The 19,729-nt window shown below is 38.1% G+C and carries 15 protein-coding genes; 9 read left to right on the forward strand and 6 right to left on the reverse strand.

The genetic code is table 11. From position 1 onward, the window contains the following. Window positions 1-23: 23 nt before the first annotated feature. A complete protein-coding gene (locus BLR27_RS01135; RefSeq protein ID WP_245704384.1) occupies window positions 24-1,079 on the forward strand; it encodes a metallophosphoesterase in 1,056 nt (351 codons plus the stop codon). Here the strand turns inward: BLR27_RS01135 and BLR27_RS01140 are convergent. Both BLR27_RS01140 and BLR27_RS01145 read right to left on the reverse strand, forming a co-directional pair. Continuing rightward, the gene (locus BLR27_RS01140; RefSeq protein ID WP_090698046.1) at window positions 1,076-1,975 is read right to left on the reverse strand and encodes a diacylglycerol/lipid kinase family protein; all 900 of its coding nucleotides are present in this window, start codon (window positions 1,973-1,975) and stop codon (window positions 1,076-1,078) included. The genes BLR27_RS01135 and BLR27_RS01140 overlap by 4 nt on opposite strands. Window positions 1,976-1,979: 4 nt before the next feature. Beyond that, the gene (locus BLR27_RS01145; protein ID WP_090698048.1) at window positions 1,980-2,315 is read right to left on the reverse strand and encodes a MerR family transcriptional regulator; all 336 of its coding nucleotides are present in this window, start codon (window positions 2,313-2,315) and stop codon (window positions 1,980-1,982) included. Window positions 2,316-2,528: 213 nt separating this feature from the next. On the opposite strand from BLR27_RS01145, the gene alaS reads away from it, so the two are divergent. Beyond that, window positions 2,529-5,165 (forward strand): alanine--tRNA ligase, encoded by a 2,637-nt coding sequence (gene alaS / locus BLR27_RS01150; RefSeq protein ID WP_090698052.1) that lies wholly within the window; start codon window positions 2,529-2,531, stop codon window positions 5,163-5,165. 61 nt (window positions 5,166-5,226) lie between these two features. Here alaS and BLR27_RS01155 read toward each other — a convergent pair whose 3' ends face one another. After that, window positions 5,227-5,727: a hypothetical protein gene (locus BLR27_RS01155; RefSeq protein ID WP_221406284.1), complete on the reverse strand. Its 501-nt coding sequence runs from the start codon at window positions 5,725-5,727 to the stop codon at window positions 5,227-5,229. A gap of 132 nt (window positions 5,728-5,859) precedes the next feature. Here BLR27_RS01155 and gatB point away from each other — a divergent pair, with 132 nt between their 5' ends. From gatB to BLR27_RS01175, 4 genes are all read left to right on the forward strand, one after another. Next, window positions 5,860-7,332: an Asp-tRNA(Asn)/Glu-tRNA(Gln) amidotransferase subunit GatB gene (gene gatB / locus BLR27_RS01160; protein ID WP_176767572.1), complete on the forward strand. Its 1,473-nt coding sequence runs from the start codon at window positions 5,860-5,862 to the stop codon at window positions 7,330-7,332. Further along, window positions 7,329-8,429 carry a peroxiredoxin family protein gene (locus BLR27_RS01165; protein ID WP_245704386.1) on the forward strand — a complete coding sequence of 367 codons (1,101 nt, stop codon included), beginning with the start codon at window positions 7,329-7,331 and terminating at the stop codon, window positions 8,427-8,429. Before gatB ends, BLR27_RS01165 begins: the two co-directional genes overlap by 4 nt. 102 nt (window positions 8,430-8,531) lie before the next feature. Next, window positions 8,532-9,224, forward strand: a complete 693-nt coding sequence (locus tag BLR27_RS01170) for a response regulator transcription factor (protein WP_090698060.1) — start codon at window positions 8,532-8,534, stop codon at window positions 9,222-9,224. Between the two features lie 272 nt (window positions 9,225-9,496). Continuing rightward, window positions 9,497-10,216, forward strand: coding sequence for an RluA family pseudouridine synthase (locus BLR27_RS01175; RefSeq protein ID WP_090698064.1), 720 nt, complete (start codon window positions 9,497-9,499; stop codon window positions 10,214-10,216). Here BLR27_RS01175 and BLR27_RS01180 read toward each other — a convergent pair. Both BLR27_RS01180 and BLR27_RS01185 read right to left on the reverse strand, forming a co-directional pair. Next, window positions 10,213-10,752: a DUF695 domain-containing protein gene (locus BLR27_RS01180; protein WP_090698069.1), complete on the reverse strand. Its 540-nt coding sequence runs from the start codon at window positions 10,750-10,752 to the stop codon at window positions 10,213-10,215. The two genes, BLR27_RS01175 and BLR27_RS01180, sit on opposite strands and share 4 nt — an antisense overlap. Window positions 10,753-10,808: 56 nt before the next feature. Then, a complete protein-coding gene (locus BLR27_RS01185; protein ID WP_090698073.1) occupies window positions 10,809-12,191 on the reverse strand; it encodes an arginine decarboxylase in 1,383 nt (460 codons plus the stop codon). A gap of 108 nt (window positions 12,192-12,299) precedes the next feature. Here BLR27_RS01185 and rocF point away from each other — a divergent pair, with 108 nt between their 5' ends. Both rocF and argS read left to right on the forward strand, forming a co-directional pair. Further along, window positions 12,300-13,247 carry an arginase gene (rocF, locus tag BLR27_RS01190; protein ID WP_176767573.1) on the forward strand — a complete coding sequence of 316 codons (948 nt, stop codon included), beginning with the start codon at window positions 12,300-12,302 and terminating at the stop codon, window positions 13,245-13,247. Window positions 13,248-13,273: 26 nt separating this feature from the next. Then, window positions 13,274-15,052, forward strand: coding sequence for an arginine--tRNA ligase (gene argS / locus BLR27_RS01195; protein WP_090698080.1), 1,779 nt, complete (start codon window positions 13,274-13,276; stop codon window positions 15,050-15,052). Between the two features lie 280 nt (window positions 15,053-15,332). Here the strand turns inward: argS and BLR27_RS01200 are convergent, their stop codons facing one another. After that, window positions 15,333-16,223, reverse strand: a complete 891-nt coding sequence (locus BLR27_RS01200; RefSeq protein WP_090698083.1) for a 3-hydroxyacyl-CoA dehydrogenase family protein — start codon at window positions 16,221-16,223, stop codon at window positions 15,333-15,335. 366 nt (window positions 16,224-16,589) lie between these two features. Between BLR27_RS01200 and BLR27_RS01205 the strand changes: the two genes are divergently transcribed. After that, window positions 16,590-19,724, forward strand: coding sequence for a SusC/RagA family TonB-linked outer membrane protein (locus BLR27_RS01205; protein ID WP_090698086.1), 3,135 nt, complete (start codon window positions 16,590-16,592; stop codon window positions 19,722-19,724). Window positions 19,725-19,729 lie beyond the last annotated feature (5 nt).

The raw sequence follows: 19,729 nt of genomic DNA on the forward strand, positions 1-19,729 counted from the left end.
GGGAATTAAGCAAATGATCTGAAATGCGATCAGAGGATATGAGGACTTACGAGATTTTTTTGATCGGCGATACAGGAAATGTGCACAGGCATGGACCTGATCCTGTTTTGGAAACATTACGTTCTCATTTTGACGAAGACCAGCATTCAGCTGTAATTTTTCTTGGTGATAATATTTATCCGCGTGGTTTGCCTCCTAAGGGAAACATTTTAAGAAAGGATGCAGAAAATAGCCTGATTGCACACAAAAATGCCTTGAAAGATTACCATGGTAAAGTGCTGTTCATTTCAGGAAATCACGATTGGAATAAGGGTAGACAGGATGGCTATGATTATGTGATCCGGCAGGAGAAATACCTGGAAAAGTTATTTGGGAAAAACGTAATGTTCCCGTCGAATGGTTGTCCGGGGCCAACCGAGATCAATGTCAATCCAAACCTTACCATAATTTTAATAAATACACAGTGGTGGCTTCAGCCAGGATACAGGCCGATTGGCAAGGATTGCGGATGCAGAGTGGAATCTGAGGAGGATTTTTTCAATCAGCTGACTTCGATTCTTGAAAACAATAAGGGAAAAAGAGTTGTCATTGCCGGCCATGCTCCGGTTTACAGTTATGCAATTCATGGTGGCAGGTATAAATTAAGACATCACCTTTTTCCACTTACAATATATCACAGGAGGGCATATGTGCCATTGCCCCTGATCGGTTCACTTTTACCTATTTACAGGAAATACTTTGGTGCTAAAGAGGATATTGCTCATCCCAGATACAGACATTTGCGGAAGCGTCTGATCGAGATCTTTAAAAGCCATCCGGGTATAATTTATGCATCGGGACATGAACATAATTTGCAGCATATTAGCAAAGACAATAATCACTATATTGTTAGTGGGGCTGGTTCAAAACTTAAATATGTTTTGAGAGAGGGAAAAAATCTAAAATTTGGAATGAAGGCTAAGGGTTTTTTTAAACTCCGGTTTGAGAATGAGGGTGCCGTATTGCTTTCATCCTGGGTTGTTGATCCGGGTTCTGATAAAGGAAAAATGGTTTATGAATATAAGATTGAACAGACTTAAGGAACCATTACCCAAAGTGCTTTTGGTAAGCTTTCCAGACGTATTTCCTTAACCCTTCCAATTATTTCTCCATCTATTTGTAAGGTTGTTTTTCTATTGCTGATAACCAATGCTTTTGTACAGCTGATAATCTCAACATAATCAGACGTATGCAAGCGCCTGGTAAACATTTTCCATGCGATGGACAAAAGTTTGATCCTGGGGAATGGCTTTACGATCACCAGTTCAAATTTACCGTCATCCAGTTTCCCTTCCGGATTTATTACTGCCCCTGTACCATATTTGGAGGCATTTGCGAATGTCATGGAGACCCCTTTTATGCGTTTAGTTTTTCCTTCATAGAATATATGGAATACATAGTTTTTAAGAAGGAACATTTCTCCAAAAAGGTGTTTAGCATAAGTAAATAGACCTCTTTTTACATCTTTTTCGAATCGCTTGACCACCCTGGCATTAAGACCAATATCTGCCAGATGGATACATGTTCTGTCATTTATTCTAATCAGGTCGATCGCTTTTGGCTTACCTTTCGTCAGAATATCTAAAGCTGCTTCAAGTTTGATCGGGATGTCCAGATCTTTGGCCATTCCATTAGCTGAGCCAAATGGAATTATTGAAAGTGGTAATTTGGTGCCTGCCAGAATGCCGGCAATTAGATTAATTGTACCGTCCCCACCGGCAACAGCAACCATATTTGGCTTGTACTTTTCTATTTCTTCTCTGATTCGATTCTCGTTAATTCCATCCAGAGTATATACGAAGTAATCAAAATGAGATGAATTTGATTTTTGATCAATAAGTTCCAGCAGTTCCTCTGAATTTCTATTACCTGATCTGCGATTTAAGATGAACAGGATCTTTAAACGCCCATTTACTGGTTTTCCAGGTTTATTCATATAATCAGAGCTTTTCTTTTACTTCCAGAAGAAAATGTTTCAGTCGTTCTAATGAGTCAATTACTTTTTGATTTTCTTTTTCTTCGCCCTTATTACTGCGAAGGTGGTCTTTTGCACCCTGAAGGGTATAACCTTTATCTTTTACAAGGCTAAAGATGATCCTTAAGTTCTCTACGTCATCAGGACTGAACAGACGGTTTCCCTTTTTGTTTTTTTTGGGTTGAAGAATCTCAAATTCCCGCTCATAATAGCGGATCTGGGATGCATTAACATCAAACATTTGGGTTACTTCACCCATGGTATAGTATAGCTTTGTAATTTCTCGGTCTTTGTACGGCATACCTTTTTTTCTACTGTAAAATTAATACTATTTGAACATTTATCAGCAGAAGTATTAGATCGGGACCAAATATCTTCATCATTCAAATTGAATTTAGCTCATCGGTCATTATTTGCCCTGTTTCCCTTTCATACATTTTGTATCCAAATATTCTCACATTCTCCACATACAAATCCGCATCTATATTTATATTTGCAGAATAGCTAATCAAGGATGACCACCAAAGAAATAAGACAAGGTTTTTTAGATTTTTTTGCCGCAAAAGGGCATCAAATAGTTCCATCGGCACCAATTGTGGTGAAAGACGATCCTACATTGATGTTTACCAATGCCGGTATGAATCAGTTTAAAGATCTTTTTCTGGGTGAAGCTGCAATTAAACATTCACGGGTAGCAGATACACAGCGTTGTTTACGAGTTTCAGGAAAGCATAATGATCTTGAAGAGGTTGGAATTGATACCTATCATCATACCATGTTCGAAATGCTGGGTAATTGGAGTTTCGGCGATTATTTTAAAAAAGAAGCCATTGCCTGGAGCTGGGAACTTCTTACTGAAGTTTATAAAATCCCCAAAGATCAGTTATATGTAAGTGTATTTGAAGGCGATGATAAAGAAGGCCTGCCTAAAGATCAGGAGGCTTTCGAAATTTGGAAGCAATATATTTCTGAGGATCGTATTCTTCTAGGTAATAAGAAGGATAATTTCTGGGAAATGGGCGAAACTGGTCCCTGCGGACCATGTTCCGAGATCCATGTAGATATGCGGCCGGAAGCTGAACGTAAAATGGTAAATGGGAGCGCACTTGTAAATCAGGATGATCCCCAGGTTATTGAGATCTGGAATAACGTGTTCATGCAGTATAACCGACTGAAGAATGGTTCTCTTGAAAAGCTGCCTAATCAGCATGTTGATACTGGTATGGGGCTTGAGCGTTTGGTTAGAGTGATCCAGAACAAAACATCCAATTATGATACGGATGTATTTCAGCCTTTGATCCAATATATTTCAGAGCAATCCCGAACTCCTTATATCGGAAGTTCAAATCCCGGAGAAGAGGGTTGGGGATCTGCAGTAGCCATGCGAGTGATGGCTGATCATATTCGTGCCATTTGTTTTTGTATTGCTGATGGAACACTTCCATCAAATAATAAGGCAGGTTATGTGGTAAGGCGAATTCTTAGAAGAGCAGTGAGGTATGCATATACCTTCCTGAATTTAAAGGAGCCCTTCCTGAATAAACTAGTTCCAATTCTTGCTGATCAGTTTGATGGCGTATTTTCTGAACTTAAAAAACAACAGGATTTTGTTCAGAAGGTCGTACTTGAAGAGGAAATGTCTTTTTTAAGAACTCTAGCGACAGGAATACAACGCTTTGAGCGTTTTGAAACTGCAGATAAATTGATCAGGGGCGATTTTGCTTTTGAGTTATATGATACTTTCGGATTTCCAATTGACCTGACCGAGCTAATGGCAAGGGAAAAGGGGTGGACTGTAGATATGGAGGGATTTGAGGCTGAACTTCAGCAACAAAAGCAACGTTCCCGTGCCGCTACAGCTATTGATACTGGCGACTGGATCATTTCAAATGAAGGAGACGAGGTTGAATTTATCGGTTATGATGACCTGGAAAGCGATTGTAAGATCCTTAAATATCGCAAGGTAACAGCTAAAGGAAAAGATCAGTTTCAGGTAGTATTGAACCGTACTCCTTTTTATGCTGAAAGTGGCGGACAAGCAGGAGATACCGGTAAGATAGAAGATCATTCCGGATTGTTTGAATACGAGGTTACTGATACTAAAAAGGAAAACGGACTAATCATTCATTACCTGGATCAAATTCCGGAAGATCCTTCAGGAACTTTCAGGGCAGTTGTAGATCCGATCAACAGAATAGCTACTGAAAATAATCACTCGGCGACACATTTGCTTCATGCAGCTCTAAAACAAGTTTTGGGAGTACATGTGAATCAGAAGGGCTCCCTGGTTAATGGAGATTATCTTCGTTTTGATTTTTCTCATTTTTCAAAAGTTACTGATCAGGAGCTGGCAGAGATAGAATCTATTGTTAACCGTAAGATCCGTGAAAATATCCATTTGAAGGAAGAAAGGAATGTTCCATATCAGGATGCCATCAATTCCGGTGTGACGGCACTTTTTGGTGAAAAGTATGGAGATTTCGTTCGTGTAATCACTTTTGATGATCATTTTTCAAAGGAATTGTGTGGAGGAACACATGTAAAAGCCAGTGGGCAGATAGGTTATTTAAAAATACTTTCAGAAAGCGCAGTTGCTGCCGGCGTTAGAAGAATTGAAGCGATCAGTGCTGATGCCGCAGAGAAATTTATTAATGGGCAAAATGAACAGATCAAGGGCCTCAAGGAATTACTAAAAAATCCTAATGATCTTTTGAAATCTGTAGAAAGTCTTTTGGAAGAAAATAATCGTCTAAAGAAGGAAATTGAAAAAAATATCCTCGAGCGATCTGCAGGTTTAAAGCATGAACTTGTAAAGGAAGCAATAAATATAAACGGTGTTAATTTTCTTGCTAAACAGGTTGATTTGCCTAATACTGATGCTGTAAAAAGTCTTGCTTATGCGGTAAAAGACCTTTTAGATGATCTTTTCCTTGTATTGGCATGTGAAATCGATGGAAAGCCAAGTCTGACTGTAATGGTATCAGAAAATCTTGTTAAAGAGAAAGGCCTGAATGCAGGAACTATTGTTCGGGAGCTTGCAAAAGAAATTCAGGGTGGAGGTGGAGGTCAGCCATTTTTCGCAACTGCTGGGGGTAAAGATAGTTCCGGAATGGAGCGTGCACTTGAAAAAGCAAAATTATTTGTAGGCTGAAAATTAACAATTGAGTTTGATATTTAGGAAACTCTAAATATCAAACTCAAATATATACTATTTAGTGTTTCCCCTTGCCATTATTTCCTTTTCCACTATTCCCATTTCCATTATTCCCTTTCTGGCCTCCATTTGAATGGGAGTTTGAATAATTGCCTTTGGATTGGCTATATTTCTGATCTTTGCTATATCTGATAATAGGTTGCCTGCCTGAATAACTCTTGTATTTCGCATATTTTACCTTATGAGATTTATAGGAGTTGTAGGGGCGTGGTGAATTCATGACCACTTTATATCCTCTGTTCAGATCATATCTTGCATAACGGCCTGGCAAGGCTGATCGATGTAGCCAAATTCCATTTTCCATGTATATAAACTGCCGCTTGGGAACATAGTAATATGTTTCGATATCAGGGAGATAATAATATTCAGCCTGATCATAACCTGTTGGTCCCCAAAGTGGCTGAGACCCAATATTAAAATTCACGCTTACCTGTGCATTCCCGGAAAGAGATATCAGGGAAAGCATGCCAGTTATCAAGGCAATTATATTTTTTTTCATGATAGGTTGTTTTAAAAAGAGATGAGTACAATTTAAGTGCCACTATTAATATTGCTTATTATCAGCCGGGAACACTCATTTGTAATCAATTGCTTATCTTTGCAGCAGAATTAATTCACCTATTGAGTTTAAATGACGATTATCCCGGACAGTTTAACTGAGAAATACGAACTGGTAGTTGGACTTGAGGTGCATGTTCAATTATCTACATCAAGCAAGATATTTTCCTCTGACTCTGCCGGTTTTGGCGGAGGACCAAATGAGCATATTAGTCCGGTTAGCTTAGGACTCCCCGGTACTTTACCAAAGCTTAATAAAAAGGTGGTAGAGTATGCTATCAAAATGGGACTTGCTACCAATTGCCACATCAATACCAGCACACACTTTGATCGCAAGAATTATTTTTATGCAGATCTTCCAAAAGGCTTTCAAACAACTCAGGATAGTGAGCCAATATGCAAATCGGGATTTATCGATGTCAAAGCCGATGATCATTCTACCAGAAGGATCAGGATACATCGTATACATATGGAAGATGATGCCGGTAAGAGTATGCACGATCAGGATGAATTGGATTCACTGATCGATCTTAACCGTGCGGGTGTTCCACTGATCGAGATCGTTTCAGAGCCTGATATTCGCTCTGCCCATGAAGCAGCAGCCTATCTGAATGAGATTCGGAAACTGGTGAGATATCTTGACATTTGCGATGGTAATATGGAAGAGGGAAGTATCCGCTGTGATGCGAATATTTCTGTAAGGCTAAAAGGCGCAACAGAATACGGCAACAGATGTGAGGTAAAGAATCTGAACTCGATAAGGAATCTGCAAAGAGCCATTGATCATGAATTTATCAGGCAGACTCAGCTTCTTGAAAAGGGAGAATACATAGAACAAAATACACTGAATTTTGATGCCGAAACTGGCAATACGAGTCCGCTAAGAAGCAAGGAAACAGCCAATGATTATCGCTATTTCCCTGAACCGGACCTTCCACCGCTGCTTATTGATGAAAAGTATATTGCAGAACTTGCTAAATCATTGCCGGAGCTTCCTGCAAAGAAGATAGAGCGATATATTTCTAAATTCGGTCTGTCAGAATATGATGCTATACTACTTTCCTCAGAAAAAGAAATTGCAGAGTATTTTGATGAGCTTATTATCTGGAATAATCATTATAAAGCAGCAGCAAACTGGGTTGCAGGTCCGTTGAGGACCTACCTTCATGAGACTGGAACACATACAAAGGATTTCAAAGTTCAACCTAAAGTTTTAGCAGAATTAATTGCGTTGATCGATAGCGGAAAATTGAATTATTCTGTAGCGGCACATCAGGTTTTTCCTGAACTGATCAAAAATCCATCGATCTCTGCTGAGCAGGCGGCAATTTCTCTGCAGGTTTTGATCGATACTGATGATGATGATTTGAATTTGCTTATAGAAGAAGTGCTGAATAGTTATCCTGATAAGGTGAAAGAATACCATAATGGTAAAAAAGGCGTTTTGGGTTTGTTTATGGGCGACCTCATGAAAAGAACTAAAGGAAAGATCAATCCTCAGACTGCCAGTAAATTAGTAATTGAAAAATTAGAAAATAAATCGTGAAAAAAATAATGTTTGTTGCCCTCCTTGGGCTTGGTTTTTTTGTCAGTTCTTGTAAAAATAATGATGAACTGAGTATTTCAGGTAAAGTTGAAAATGCAGGTGATATTAAAAAGGTTTTACTTTACGAGACTGATCAATTGGTTGATTCCGCCTTTTTGAATGAAAGTAATGAGTTTAAATTTCGCCGGGTTGCACCCGATCCAAATTTTTACACACTGGTTATTGGTGAAAAGAATTTCCTCATTGTAGGTCAAAATGGTGATGCAGTGGAGTTTAAATCTGATTATTCAGATACAACAAATACTTATGAAATTAAAGGCTCAAGTGATTCTGAAAAGATACGTGACTTTAATAAGCTGAGCAATGATTACGGAAAAATATACCAGAAGATTCAGACAGATTATGCAGCGCTTATAAATTCGAACCCTGCTGCAAAGGACTCAATTTACAACGTTCTGATGCCTCAATTTCAGGCTAATATGGATAAGTATTCTGCAGAAGCTTTTAAGTTTGTTCAGGATAATAAAGAAAACCTGGCAGGCTTTTATGCCGCAGGTACAATTGATCAGAATAAGTATGAGCAAGAGTTGATCGTTTATGCTGAAGAGGTAAAATCTAAATTCCCTAAGAATAGTGCTGTTCAATCTTTTGTTGCCAAAATGGTTGGAATAAAGCCTGTTTCTATTGGTCAGGTTGCTCCTGATTTTCAATTGCCTGATCAAACTGGTAAAGAGTTTAAATTATCTGATTTCAAAGGCAAATATATACTCCTTGATTTTTGGGCTTCCTGGTGTGCTCCCTGCCGTGAGGAAAACCCGAATATTGTTAAGCAATTTGAGAGGTTTAAAAGCAAGAACTTTACAGTGCTGGGTATTTCTCTTGATGACGACCGTGCTGCATGGCTGAAAGCAATAAAAGATGATCAGTTAAACTGGCCGCATCTCTCTGAATTAAAAAGATGGGATGGAAAGGTAACACTACAGTACAAAGTTGAAGGGATACCAGCATCATTTATTCTTGATCCTGAAGGCAAGATCATCGCAAAGAACCTGAGAGGTGCTGAATTGGAACAATTTCTTGAAAAGACATTGAAATAGCAGGCTTTATTGTAAATTCGGATAAAAAGTTTACAATTTGTTAATAAAGGCTTAACGATATGATAGAACAAAGGGGTTATTTTTACGAAAATTAATCTATTTATGAGTACGGCTAAGCATAAGATCCTGATTGTTGATGATGAACCTGATATCCGGGAGCTTATTGAGTACAACTTAAAAAAAGAGGGCTATCAGGTATATACTGCTTCCAATGGTCAGGAAGGGGTTACTGAAGCCAAACGTGTGATGCCTGATCTCATTATACTTGATATCATGATGCCCAAGATGGATGGGATCGAAGCCTGCAGGATTCTTAGAACAATGAATGAATTTAAAAACACATTCATGGTATTTCTAACTGCCAGGAGCGAAGAATACTCCGAAATTGCCGGTTTTAATGTTGGTGCAGATGATTATATAGCTAAACCGATCAAACCTCGCGCACTTACCAGCAGGATCAATGCTATTTTAAGACGTAATGTTCATTCGGAGGAAGCTGAAGTAGAAAACAAAGTTGAAATAGGTGATCTTGTTATTGATCGTGAAGCATTCCTTGTATTTCGAAAAGGTGAAAAAATTGTACTTGCTAAAAAGGAATTTGAGTTACTATATCTGCTTGCTTCAAAGCCCGGTAAAGTATATACCCGTGATGTCATCCTGAAAAACATTTGGGAAGATTCTGTTGTAGTAACCAACCGTACAATCGATGTTCATATTCGTAAACTTCGTGAAAAGCTTGGTGATAATTATGTCAGTACAGTAAAAGGGGTTGGATATAAATTTGAATTGAAGTGATTTTAAGCTTAAAGCTTAAAGCTCAAAGCGGATATCGGAGAGTGGAAATCGGTTAATAAACAGTGATTTGAATAAAATATTAACTTTATTTTAATCCTATAATCTTTAATCCTTTTATCTTTCATCCTTCAACTTTCACCTTTCATCCTTTCACCATTGATTTTTAAGCTTTTACCTTTAGGCTTTTACCTTTAGGCTTTAAGCTTTAACCTTTCCCCTTTATACTCCGCTCTGAAATTAAAAGCTTACTTTTGCATTCTAATTTTTAATGCGTGAAGTTTCCAAAATTCCAGGACCTTATTCTTTTCGAGAACGATAATCTTATCGTTGTTAACAAACCTGCATTCCTGAGTTCGCTAGACGATAGGGAAGGTGGAGATAACAACTTGCTTAGAATGGCCAAGCAATATTCTGATGATGCACAGATCTGTCACCGTTTAGACAGAGAAACGTCGGGTGTATTGATCATTGCCAAAAATCCGGAAACCTATCGTCTCATTTCCATGCAATTTGAACACAGAAAAGTGAACAAAGTGTATCATGCCATAATAAACGGAACCCATGTTTTTGAGGAACTTCATGTAGACTTGCCGATTTTGAACCTGGGAGCGAAGAACGTAGCAATAAACAGGCAGGAAGGGAAACCCGCAGAAACAGTTTTCAACTCAATTAAATATTATAAACATTATACCCTTGTTGAATGCAGACCTATAACTGGCAGGATGCACCAAATAAGGATTCATCTGGCTTCCCAAAGAGCGAACATTGCAGGTGATGAAATGTATGGTGGAAAGCCAGTGTACCTTTCGGAAATCAAGAGGGCTTACCGCATTGGGAAGGACCAGGAAGAGCTTCCTATCATGAAACGATTTGCATTACATGCACGCCGGATAACTTTTAAGATCGATGAGAATACGGAAATGACCTTTGAGGCTCCGTATCCTAAAGATTTCGCAACTTTGATCAAGTTGCTCGACAAGTTTGATTCCTAATTTTTTATTGTAACAGCTTCATAAAAAGAAGAAACTGCTTCCCATTTAGGATCTATCTCAAAAGAAATGGATTCTATACGGCTCTGTTGAGTTTTTAGTCGCTCCAGAATTTCTGTTGCATTTTTTTGATCTTCAGGTTTGATATAGAGAAGTATATCGCGATAGCCTGTCATCGTAGTAGTACCAACATAGCAATAGCTTCCAAGAACCTTGCTTAGTTCCTGTATGATCTCAGTCTGTAAATTATTGAAGAGCAGAGCTTCTTTATCTGTTGGATGTCCATCCTTATTCTTTTCCAGCGTATTTACATTGACAAAAAATGACAACGAAAAACTGGATCTATCCTTAAAATCTATATAGCGATCGTTAATAGAAGCTAAACATGGTTTCCCATTTGCCTCAAATTTGAGCGTTGTGAAGTTCTGATTAATGATGGGAGCCTCAATTTTTATTGGTTCTGACTCCACTTTTTTGTTCTGTGAACAGGAAATCAATGGAAACAGGCAAAAAAGGATGAAGTAATATTTCTGCATCATATAATTAAAATAACTCACCACCTACTTAGTCCCCCCGGACTTGATCCGGGGCGGGCCTAATAACCTAAAATCTTTAGTACCTGCTTACTGTTCTGCTCCTCGCCAAATACTTCAAAATTGAAGGTCTCATCCCGGTTACGCCGAATGATTACATGCTTAGGTGATGGAAGCAGACAATGGTGTATACCACCATAGCCACTAAGGACTTCCTGGTAAGCACCGGTATGGAAGAAGCCTAAATACTGAACCTTGCGTGTTTTAGGCATAAATACGTTGTTCATATGAGCTTCCTGGCTATAATAATCCTGCCCATCGCAGGTTATTCCCCCAAGGTTTACACGTTCATATTCAGAATCCCAATTGTTAATTGGAGCAAGAATGTACTTTTGGTTCAATGCCCATACATCCGGAAGGTTGGTGATGAATGATCCATCAAGCATTAACCATTTTTCACGGTCATTCTGTTGCTTACGTCCTAAAACTTTGTATAGGATTCCTGAAGCTTCGGCAACGGTATATTTTCCAAATTCAGTAATGATATCTGGTTCCATCACATCGTGTTCTGCACAGATTTCCTTGATCCTTTTTACAATTTCATTGACCATGTATTCATAATCAAAGTCAAAGGCTAACGAATCTTTGAATGGCATTCCTCCACCAATATCAAGGGTGTCCAGATCCGGATTTATTTTCTTGAATTTGCAATAAAGAGTGGCATATTTTTCAAGTTCATTCCAATAGTAAGGGGTATCAGAAATTCCGGAGTTAATAAAGAAATGAAGCAGTTTGACCTTGAAATTAGGGTTTTGTGCTATTTTATGATTGTAAAAATCGATGATATCTTCCATTCTTATTCCTAAGCGGGAAGTATAAAATTGAGAATCAGGCTGTTCTTCAGCAGCGATCCTCATTCCTAAGCTACATGGAATATCAAGTTCATCATCATAGATATTGAACTCCTCCTTGTTATCTAAAACAGGGATGATGTTTTTAAACCCATCGTGAAGCATATCAATGATATACTGCTTGTATTGGAAAGTTTTGAATCCATTACAAATAACGGTGATGTCTTTATTCAGTGAACCTTTCTTTTCAAGAGCATCGATCATTGGCATATCGAATGCAGATGAAGTTTCAAGGTGAATATCATTTCGAAGTGCTTCCTCAACAATATGCCTGAAGTGTGAGCTTTTAGTGCAATAACAATATTTATAACCACCTCTGTAGTTGTTTTTAACGATAGCTGCCTGAAACAAAAGTTTGGCTTGCTGTATCTTTTTACTTATTATAGGTAAATAAGTAAATCTGAGTGGAGAACCATAGGTTTCAATCATCTCCATGAGGTTTAAGTCATGAAAATACAATTCATCATCAATGATATCAAAACCATCCTGAGGGAAGCCCACGCTTAAATCAAGAAACTCCGCGTAACTCTGCATTTTTTTATAATTTTGGCAAAGATATAAAAAGCATATAGCATAGAACATATTACAATGCTTAAAAATTGTATGTTCCAAACTAAATCTATATGATAAGCGAAAAGGATTATGCGTGATCTGAAAATTATTGAGGTTAAATCTGAAATTGGGGCAGGAACACGTGGATCCAGTTTGGGAATTGATGCAATTAAAATTGCTGCACTTGATTTTGGAAGCAGGTATTTTAAGAAGTACAAAAATATTGAAATTCCGAATGAGAATCATTTATTGCTTGAATCTGCAGGTAATCAGTTCGCCAAGCGAATTTCCGGTGTACTGACTATGGTTGAACGCGTTGCTGAGGAGGTATCCAAAACATTGATGAATAATCAATTTCCTATTCTTCTTTCTGGTGATCACAGTTGCTCGGCGGGTACAATTTCCGGAATTCGTAAGGCTTTTCCAAAGGCCAGATTGGGTGTGATCTGGATAGATGCACATGCTGATATTCATTCGCCTTACACTACTCCTTCAGGGAACTTGCATGGAATGCCTTTAGCAATTGTTTTAGATGAAGATAATATTGATTCGAAGATCAATAAGCCTGATCAGGAGACTTTGAATTATTGGTATCAATTGAAGAATGTAGCTAAAATATCCCCCAAAATTAAGTACAGCGACCTTGTTTATATTGCTTTACGCGATGCGGAAACCCCAGAACTGTATTTACTCAATAAGCATAAAGTTAAAAATTTTCCTACTCTGGAGATCCGAAAGCGTGGAGTAGAGCGTGTAGCAATTGATGCCCTTAAATATTTGGATCAATGTGATATGATCTATGTTTCATTTGATGTAGATGCTCTTGATGCCTCAATTTCAAAAGGTACCGGGACACCAGTATCTAATGGAATTACTGAAAGAGAAGCAGGAAATTTAGTTTCACGTTTGATGAGTAATGAAAAAGTATGCTGTTTTGAGATGGTAGAAGTTAATCCTACACTGGATAAAGAAAACCTGATGGCAGAGAATGCATTTGAGATCTTACTTCGTGCGACAAATTCCTTAATTAACGATTAAATTTACAGGGCTTAAGGCCAATAAAAATGACAATAGAAAATACCATAGTTCAGCAAATCCAGAAGGCTGTTTCAGTGCTTTATCAAACAGAGATCGCATCAGATAGTATAGTTATTCAGGAAACGCGCAAAGAATTTGAAGGTCAGGTTACAGTAGTTACCTTTCCATTTACACGTTTTTCTAAAAAAACTCCTGAACAAACCGGAACTGAAATAGGGGAGTACCTGAAGGAGAATGTAAAAGAAGTTGAAGACTTCAACGTGATCAAGGGATTTTTGAATTTGTCAATTGCTGATTCTTACTGGATTGATGAGTTACTGAATACAGTTCATAGTAATTCATTTGGGCAATTTCCATCAAACGGAAAAAAGGTTATGGTTGAATATTCTTCTCCCAATACCAATAAACCGCTTCATTTAGGTCACGTGCGTAATAATTTATTGGGTTATTCTGTTGCTGAAATCTTGTCGGCAAATGGATATGAAGTGATAAAAGTCAATCTGGTAAATGATCGGGGCATACATATTTGTAAGTCTATGCTTGCCTGGCAATTATTTGGAAATGGCGAAACTCCTGAAAGCAGTGGATTAAAAGGGGACCATCTGGTAGGTAAATATTATGTGATCTTCGATAAGGAATATAAAAAACAGATCGAAGCTCTGACCTATGAGGGGCAGACAGAAGATGAAGCAAAAAAGAATGCTCCGATCATAAAGGAGGCCCAGGAAATGCTTTTGAAATGGGAGGCCGGCGATAAGGACGTTAAAGAGCTTTGGAGTATGATGAACGGCTGGGTCTACTCCGGTTTTGAAGTCACTTATAAAATGCTGGGAGTTGATTTCAAGAAATACTATTATGAATCAGATACTTACCTTTTAGGGAAGGATACGATTCAGGAGGGACTTGAAAAGGGTGTTTTTTTTAAAAAGGATGATGGATCAGTTTGGATAGATCTTACTGAAGATGGTTTGGATCAGAAGCTTGTTCTTCGTGCGGATGGTACTTCTGTTTACATTACTCAGGATCTCGGAACGGCGCAACTAAAATATGACGACTTTAAAATGGATAAGTCAATTTATGTAGTTGGTAATGAGCAGGACTATCACTTTAAAGTTTTATTTCTGATTCTTCAGAAATTAGGTAAAACATGGGCAAAAGGTTTATTTCATCTTTCCTATGGGATGGTTGATCTGCCTTCCGGAAAGATGAAATCCAGAGAGGGGACAGTTGTTGATGCCGATGAGCTGATGGATGATATGATCCTTACTGCCCGGGAAAGAACTGAGGAATTGGGAAAAGTTGAAGGATTCACCGAAGAAGAAAAGATAGACCTTTATAATATGATCGGATTAGGAGCTCTTAAATTTTTCCTGTTGAAGGTTGAACCTAAAAAGAGACTATTATTTGATCCGAATGAATCAATTGATTTTCAAGGTCATACAGGTCCTTTTATTCAGTACACTCATGCAAGGATACGTTCAGTGATGGCAAAAGCTGATTATAAAAATAAAATTTCCTTGAACTATTCTAATGTCCTTACTGTACTTGAAAGGGACCTGATCGTTAATTTGGCTAAATATCCTGATGTTATAGCTGCATCTGCAAGGGAATACAGTCCGGCACATATCGCAAATTATGTTTTTGAGCTGGCCAAATTATTTAATAAGTTCTATCATGAGGAAAGCATTCTGAAGGCCGAAGATCCGGATGTCAGAAATTTCAGGCTCGATCTTTCTGCTGCAACTGCGTCTACAATTAATAAAGGAATGAAATTACTGGGGATCAGGGTGCCTTCGAGGATGTAGGTCGATGAGAATTTGTTTGTGGATAATTGAATGTTGAGTTATGAGCCAGGAACCAAGAGCCAGGAACCAAGAACAAGGAACAAAGATCAAGGAATAATGACTTTGTAATGCTAATTTGAAATTTGCTGTTTTTTTCAGACCTCTGACAACAGATAACAGGAACAAAGAACAAGGAATCAAGACTGTGTAGTGCTAATTTGAAATTTACTGCTTTTTTTCGGACCTCAGACTTCAGTCCTCAGACAACTGATAACAGACCACAGACAACAGAATATCAGGCTTACTTTTTGAATTTCTTTGAAAGTTCAGGTTCTTTGATTCCATTGCTGTAATCATAAAATCCCTGACCAGACTTTATTCCCAAATTTCCTGCTGTGACCATGTTGACCAGAAGAGGGCAAGGCGCATATTTAGGATTTCCAAAACCTTGTTGTAGTACATTTAGAATTGCCAGACATACGTCGAGGCCAATAAAATCTGCTAGTTGCAATGGACCCATTGGATGGGCCATTCCCAGCTTCATTACTGTGTCGATCTCATTTACCCCTGCAACACCTTCGTGTAAAGAGTAAATAGCCTCATTGATCATTGGCATTAAAATTCGGTTGGCAACGAAGCCTGGATAATCATTTACCTCTACCGGGATTTTGTTCAGGCTGACAGCCAGATCCATTATTGTTTTAGTGACTTCATCAGAAGTTGAATATCCTCTGATCACTTCAACAAGTTTCATTACTGGAACCGGGTTCATGAAGTGCATTCCTATTATCTTATCTGCTCGCTGGGTAATTGATGCAATTTTACCAATGGAGATAGATGAGGTATTTGATGCCAGAATTGCATCTGGTTTGCAGAATGTGTCCAGATTCTTGAAAATTTCAAGTTTTATTGCCAGATTTTCGGTTGCTGCTTCGATAACAAGGTCTGACTCTGAAACCCCTGATCTGGTATCAGTATAAGTTTGAATATTCTTAAGTGCAGAAAATTTTAATTCTTCAGTAATCAGGCCTTTTACCAGTTGTCTGTCAAGATTTTTGCTGATAGCATTCATGCCCTTTTCAAGACTATCCTGCGAAATGTCAATCAAATTAACCCGATATCCTGCAATTGCGAAGGAGTGTGCAATTCCGTTGCCCATCGTGCCGGAACCTATTACTGAGATTAGTTTCATTTTTAAATTATTTAGATGATTGACGAACTAAAGGATCAAAGGTATAAAGGTTTTTATATTGTTCATTATTTAGCGTCTCCGCATTTTTTTGAATTATTTTTCAGCAACAATTTCTTTACAAAAAGGCTTGGTTAATATTTTTTTTCTGCTAACTGGGAGATTGTGATTTTTAGTTTATGACCTTTAGATGCATATTGAGGGGCTTTTATTACAGCGAAGTGGGAAAATACTATGCGTTTTTGCAACAATTTTGTTACATCAAAGTTACAAACCTAATACAAGTTTGTCGGCTTAAACTGCTATTCTTGCGCATTAAAGCCCGCACAGAGGGTTTCGTAACCAATTAATTAATTTAACATAAATCAAATGAAAAGAAAATTACTAGCTTTCTTATTGTTAAGCCTGTTTGCTATTACCAGCGCTATGGCTCAGAATAAGACAATCACTGGTAGAGTTGTTGGAGCTGATGATGGCCTCCCTCTTCCAGGTGTTTCTGTGAGAGCCGGATCCGCAGGTACTACAACCGGGTCAGACGGAAATTACTCACTAAGTGTTCCTTCAGCAACAACCAGAATAACATTTACCTATATAGGTTATGTAACTCAGAATGTTACTATTGGAGCGACAAATGTAGCTAATGCAACATTAGTCTTTGATTCTCAGCAGTTAGCAGAGGTTGTGGTACAAGTGCCTTACGGATCAATTTCGAAAAAAGCATTTACCGGAGCTGAAGCTACTGTAACAAGTGCACAGATACAAAAATCACAGGTAACATCTGTTTCCCGTGTATTAGAAGGCCTTATTCCGGGTATCCAAACATCGAATGGTGGTGGTACTCCAGGATCGAGTGCAGCTATTCGTATTAGAGGTATTGGATCGATCAATGCAAGTAGTTCTCCTTTATATGTTGTAGATGGAGTTCCTTTTGATGGTACAATTTCTTCAATATCAACTGATGATATTGAGACTGTTACCGTATTGAAGGATGCTGCTGCATCTGCTTTGTACGGTGCTCGTGCAGCCAATGGAGTGATCATGATCACAACGAAAGTTGGAAAAAAGGGTACTTCAAGAATTGCTGTAAATCTTAGATCTGGTCTTTCTGAAAGAGGAATTCCTGAATATGAAAGAGTTGGTGCAAAAGATTACATGGAATTAATGTGGGAATCAACCAGAAATGCAAATCTTGTAGCTAGAAATCCAGCTACAGGCGCCAATTTTACAAGAGCTGAAGCAGGAGTTGCCGCTTCAGCAATTCTTACTGCTCCAACTGGCTTAGGATATAATCCTTACAGTATTAAGGGTAGTGGCCTTGTTGATGCAGCTACTGGAAAATTAAATTCGTCTGCTGTATTGTTATATCAGGATAGCTGGGCTGATGCATTATTCCAGAGTGCAAATAGAAATGACCTTAACTTAAACATTTCAGGCGGTGCTGAGAAAAGCGACTATTTACTTTCTGTTGGATATATTCAGGAAGATGGTATTGCTAAATTCTCTGATTATGATCGTTTAAATGCCAGATTAAAAGTTAATTCTGAAGTCAGACCATGGTTGAACGCTGGTTTGAATATTGGTACTACTTTCTCTAATTCGACAGGTGATTTTGCTACAGGAACGGCTACTTCAAATCCGTTCTATTACTCACGTTATATGGGTCCTATTTATCCCGTATATGAGAGAGATGCTAATGGAATTATTGTAATTGATCCTGTAACTAATCAAAAGAAATTAGATTGGGGAGTTGCAACACAAATGGGCGCCAGACCATATGCAGCTAACTCTAACCTTGTAGGTACTTTAGCTCTGGATGAGAGATCAACCAGAAGAAGTGAAGGTACTGCAAACACATTTTTAGAAGTTAAATTCCTGAAGGATTTTGCATTTAAGACTTCATTGGGTGGTAATTTTTACAATGGATTAGGTACCGCTTATCAGAATTCACTATTTGGAGATGCGGTTAACGTGACAGGTAGATCAACAAAATCTGACACACGTAATATTTCCTATACTTTCAATCAGGTATTAAACTGGAATAAGAATTTTGGTGATCATGGATTCAATGCTTTAGCAGGTCATGAAAACTATTCTTTTGAAGGAAGGTTTATGTCTGCAACCCGTACTGGATTTCCTTTCCCGGGTGTTGTAGAATTAGCTCCCGCAGCAACTTTAAGTGCAGCAACTTCATTTACAGATCAACATAAAATTGAAAGTTACTTTTCTCAGTTGAATTATAACTTCAAAGGAAAATATCTGCTTTCTGGTAGTTTCAGAACCGATGGTTCTTCCAGATTCTACGTTGATAATCGTTGGGGTAACTTCTGGTCTGTAGGTGCTGGTTACCGTATCTCTGAAGAAGCATTTTTCAAGAAATTTACCTGGATCGATGAGTTAAAACTTCGTGGAAGTTATGGTCAGCAAGGTAATGAAGATACCGGTGATTATTATTCATGGCAAGGTCTTTATTCACTTGGATTTAATAACGTAAACTCTCCGGGTGCTATTCTTTCTTCAATTGCTAATCCTGAATTAGAATGGGAAAAGAATGTTTCATTCAACGTTGGTGCTGATTTTAGATTATTCAACAAATTAGATGGAACGATCGAATATTACGAACGTACTTCTCAGGATCTATTATTCTCGGTTCCTTTGCCTTTATCTACAGGATTAAGTTCAATTCTTAGAAACGTTGGTACAATGAAAAACTCTGGTGTTGAATTACAGTTGGGTTACAATGCTGTAAGAAATACCGATTTTGACTACAGAATCGATCTGAATCTTTCTAAATTCAAAAATGAGATCACTAAACTTCCACAGGCTGAAATTATCAGCGGAACTAAAAAGTTAAGTGTTGGTAATGATATTTATGCATTCTGGTTACGTGAATATGCAGGTGTTGATCCGGCAAACGGAGATGCGCTTTACTATCAGGATACAAAAGACGCAGCTGGAAATGTTACTGGCAGAACTACTGTTAATAACATCAATAACGCTACCTATTACTATAAAGGTACTGCAATCCCGGATCTGATCGGAGGTATTACAAACTCATTCAGATATAAGAATTTTGATCTTTCTGCTTTAGTTACATTCCAGTTAGGTGGTGAATTCTATGATGGTAACTATGCCAATTTAATGGCAAGAGGTACCTATGGACAGGCACTTTCTGTTAATATGTTAAGAAGATGGCAAAATCCTGGTGACATTACTGATGTTCCAAGACTTCAAAGAGGTGTTGCTAACCAGGATGGAATTTCAACCAGATTCTTATATGATGCATCTTACCTTACTCTTAAGAATGTGAATTTAGGTTATACTATTCCTAAATCAGTATTTTCGAAATACGGTATAAGCAGTTTCCGCGCGTTCGTATCTGCTGACAATGCTATTACAGCGACAAAGAGATTAGGAATGGATCCTCAGCGTACATTCAACGGAACATCTGATTTTACTTATCCGATCTTCCGTACGTTTACTTTTGGACTAAACGTTAACTTATAATCATA

Source organism: Daejeonella rubra (assembly GCF_900103545.1).
In the GTDB taxonomy this organism is placed as follows: Bacteria; Bacteroidota; Bacteroidia; order Sphingobacteriales; family Sphingobacteriaceae; genus Daejeonella; species Daejeonella rubra.

What these genes read in the sequence shown, in the direction of transcription:
- BLR27_RS01205 (WP_090698086.1), top strand. Translation starts at nt 16,590, where the DNA reads ATGAAAAGAAAATTACTAGCTTTCTTATTGTTAAGCCTGTTTGCTATT.
- rocF (WP_176767573.1), top strand. Translation starts at nt 12,300, where the DNA reads ATGCGTGATCTGAAAATTATTGAGGTTAAATCTGAAATTGGGGCAGGA.
- BLR27_RS01145 (WP_090698048.1), bottom strand. Translation starts at nt 2,315, where the DNA reads ATGCCGTACAAAGACCGAGAAATTACAAAGCTATACTATACCATGGGT.
- BLR27_RS01180 (WP_090698069.1), bottom strand. Translation starts at nt 10,752, where the DNA reads ATGATGCAGAAATATTACTTCATCCTTTTTTGCCTGTTTCCATTGATT.
- alaS (WP_090698052.1), top strand. Translation starts at nt 2,529, where the DNA reads ATGACCACCAAAGAAATAAGACAAGGTTTTTTAGATTTTTTTGCCGCA.
- BLR27_RS01135 (WP_245704384.1), top strand. Translation starts at nt 24, where the DNA reads ATGCGATCAGAGGATATGAGGACTTACGAGATTTTTTTGATCGGCGAT.
- argS (WP_090698080.1), top strand. Translation starts at nt 13,274, where the DNA reads ATGACAATAGAAAATACCATAGTTCAGCAAATCCAGAAGGCTGTTTCA.
- BLR27_RS01170 (WP_090698060.1), top strand. Translation starts at nt 8,532, where the DNA reads ATGAGTACGGCTAAGCATAAGATCCTGATTGTTGATGATGAACCTGAT.
- gatB (WP_176767572.1), top strand. Translation starts at nt 5,860, where the DNA reads ATGACGATTATCCCGGACAGTTTAACTGAGAAATACGAACTGGTAGTT.
- BLR27_RS01200 (WP_090698083.1), bottom strand. Translation starts at nt 16,223, where the DNA reads ATGAAACTAATCTCAGTAATAGGTTCCGGCACGATGGGCAACGGAATT.
- BLR27_RS01140 (WP_090698046.1), bottom strand. Translation starts at nt 1,975, where the DNA reads ATGAATAAACCTGGAAAACCAGTAAATGGGCGTTTAAAGATCCTGTTC.
- BLR27_RS01155 (WP_221406284.1), bottom strand. Translation starts at nt 5,727, where the DNA reads ATGAAAAAAAATATAATTGCCTTGATAACTGGCATGCTTTCCCTGATA.
- BLR27_RS01185 (WP_090698073.1), bottom strand. Translation starts at nt 12,191, where the DNA reads ATGCAGAGTTACGCGGAGTTTCTTGATTTAAGCGTGGGCTTCCCTCAG.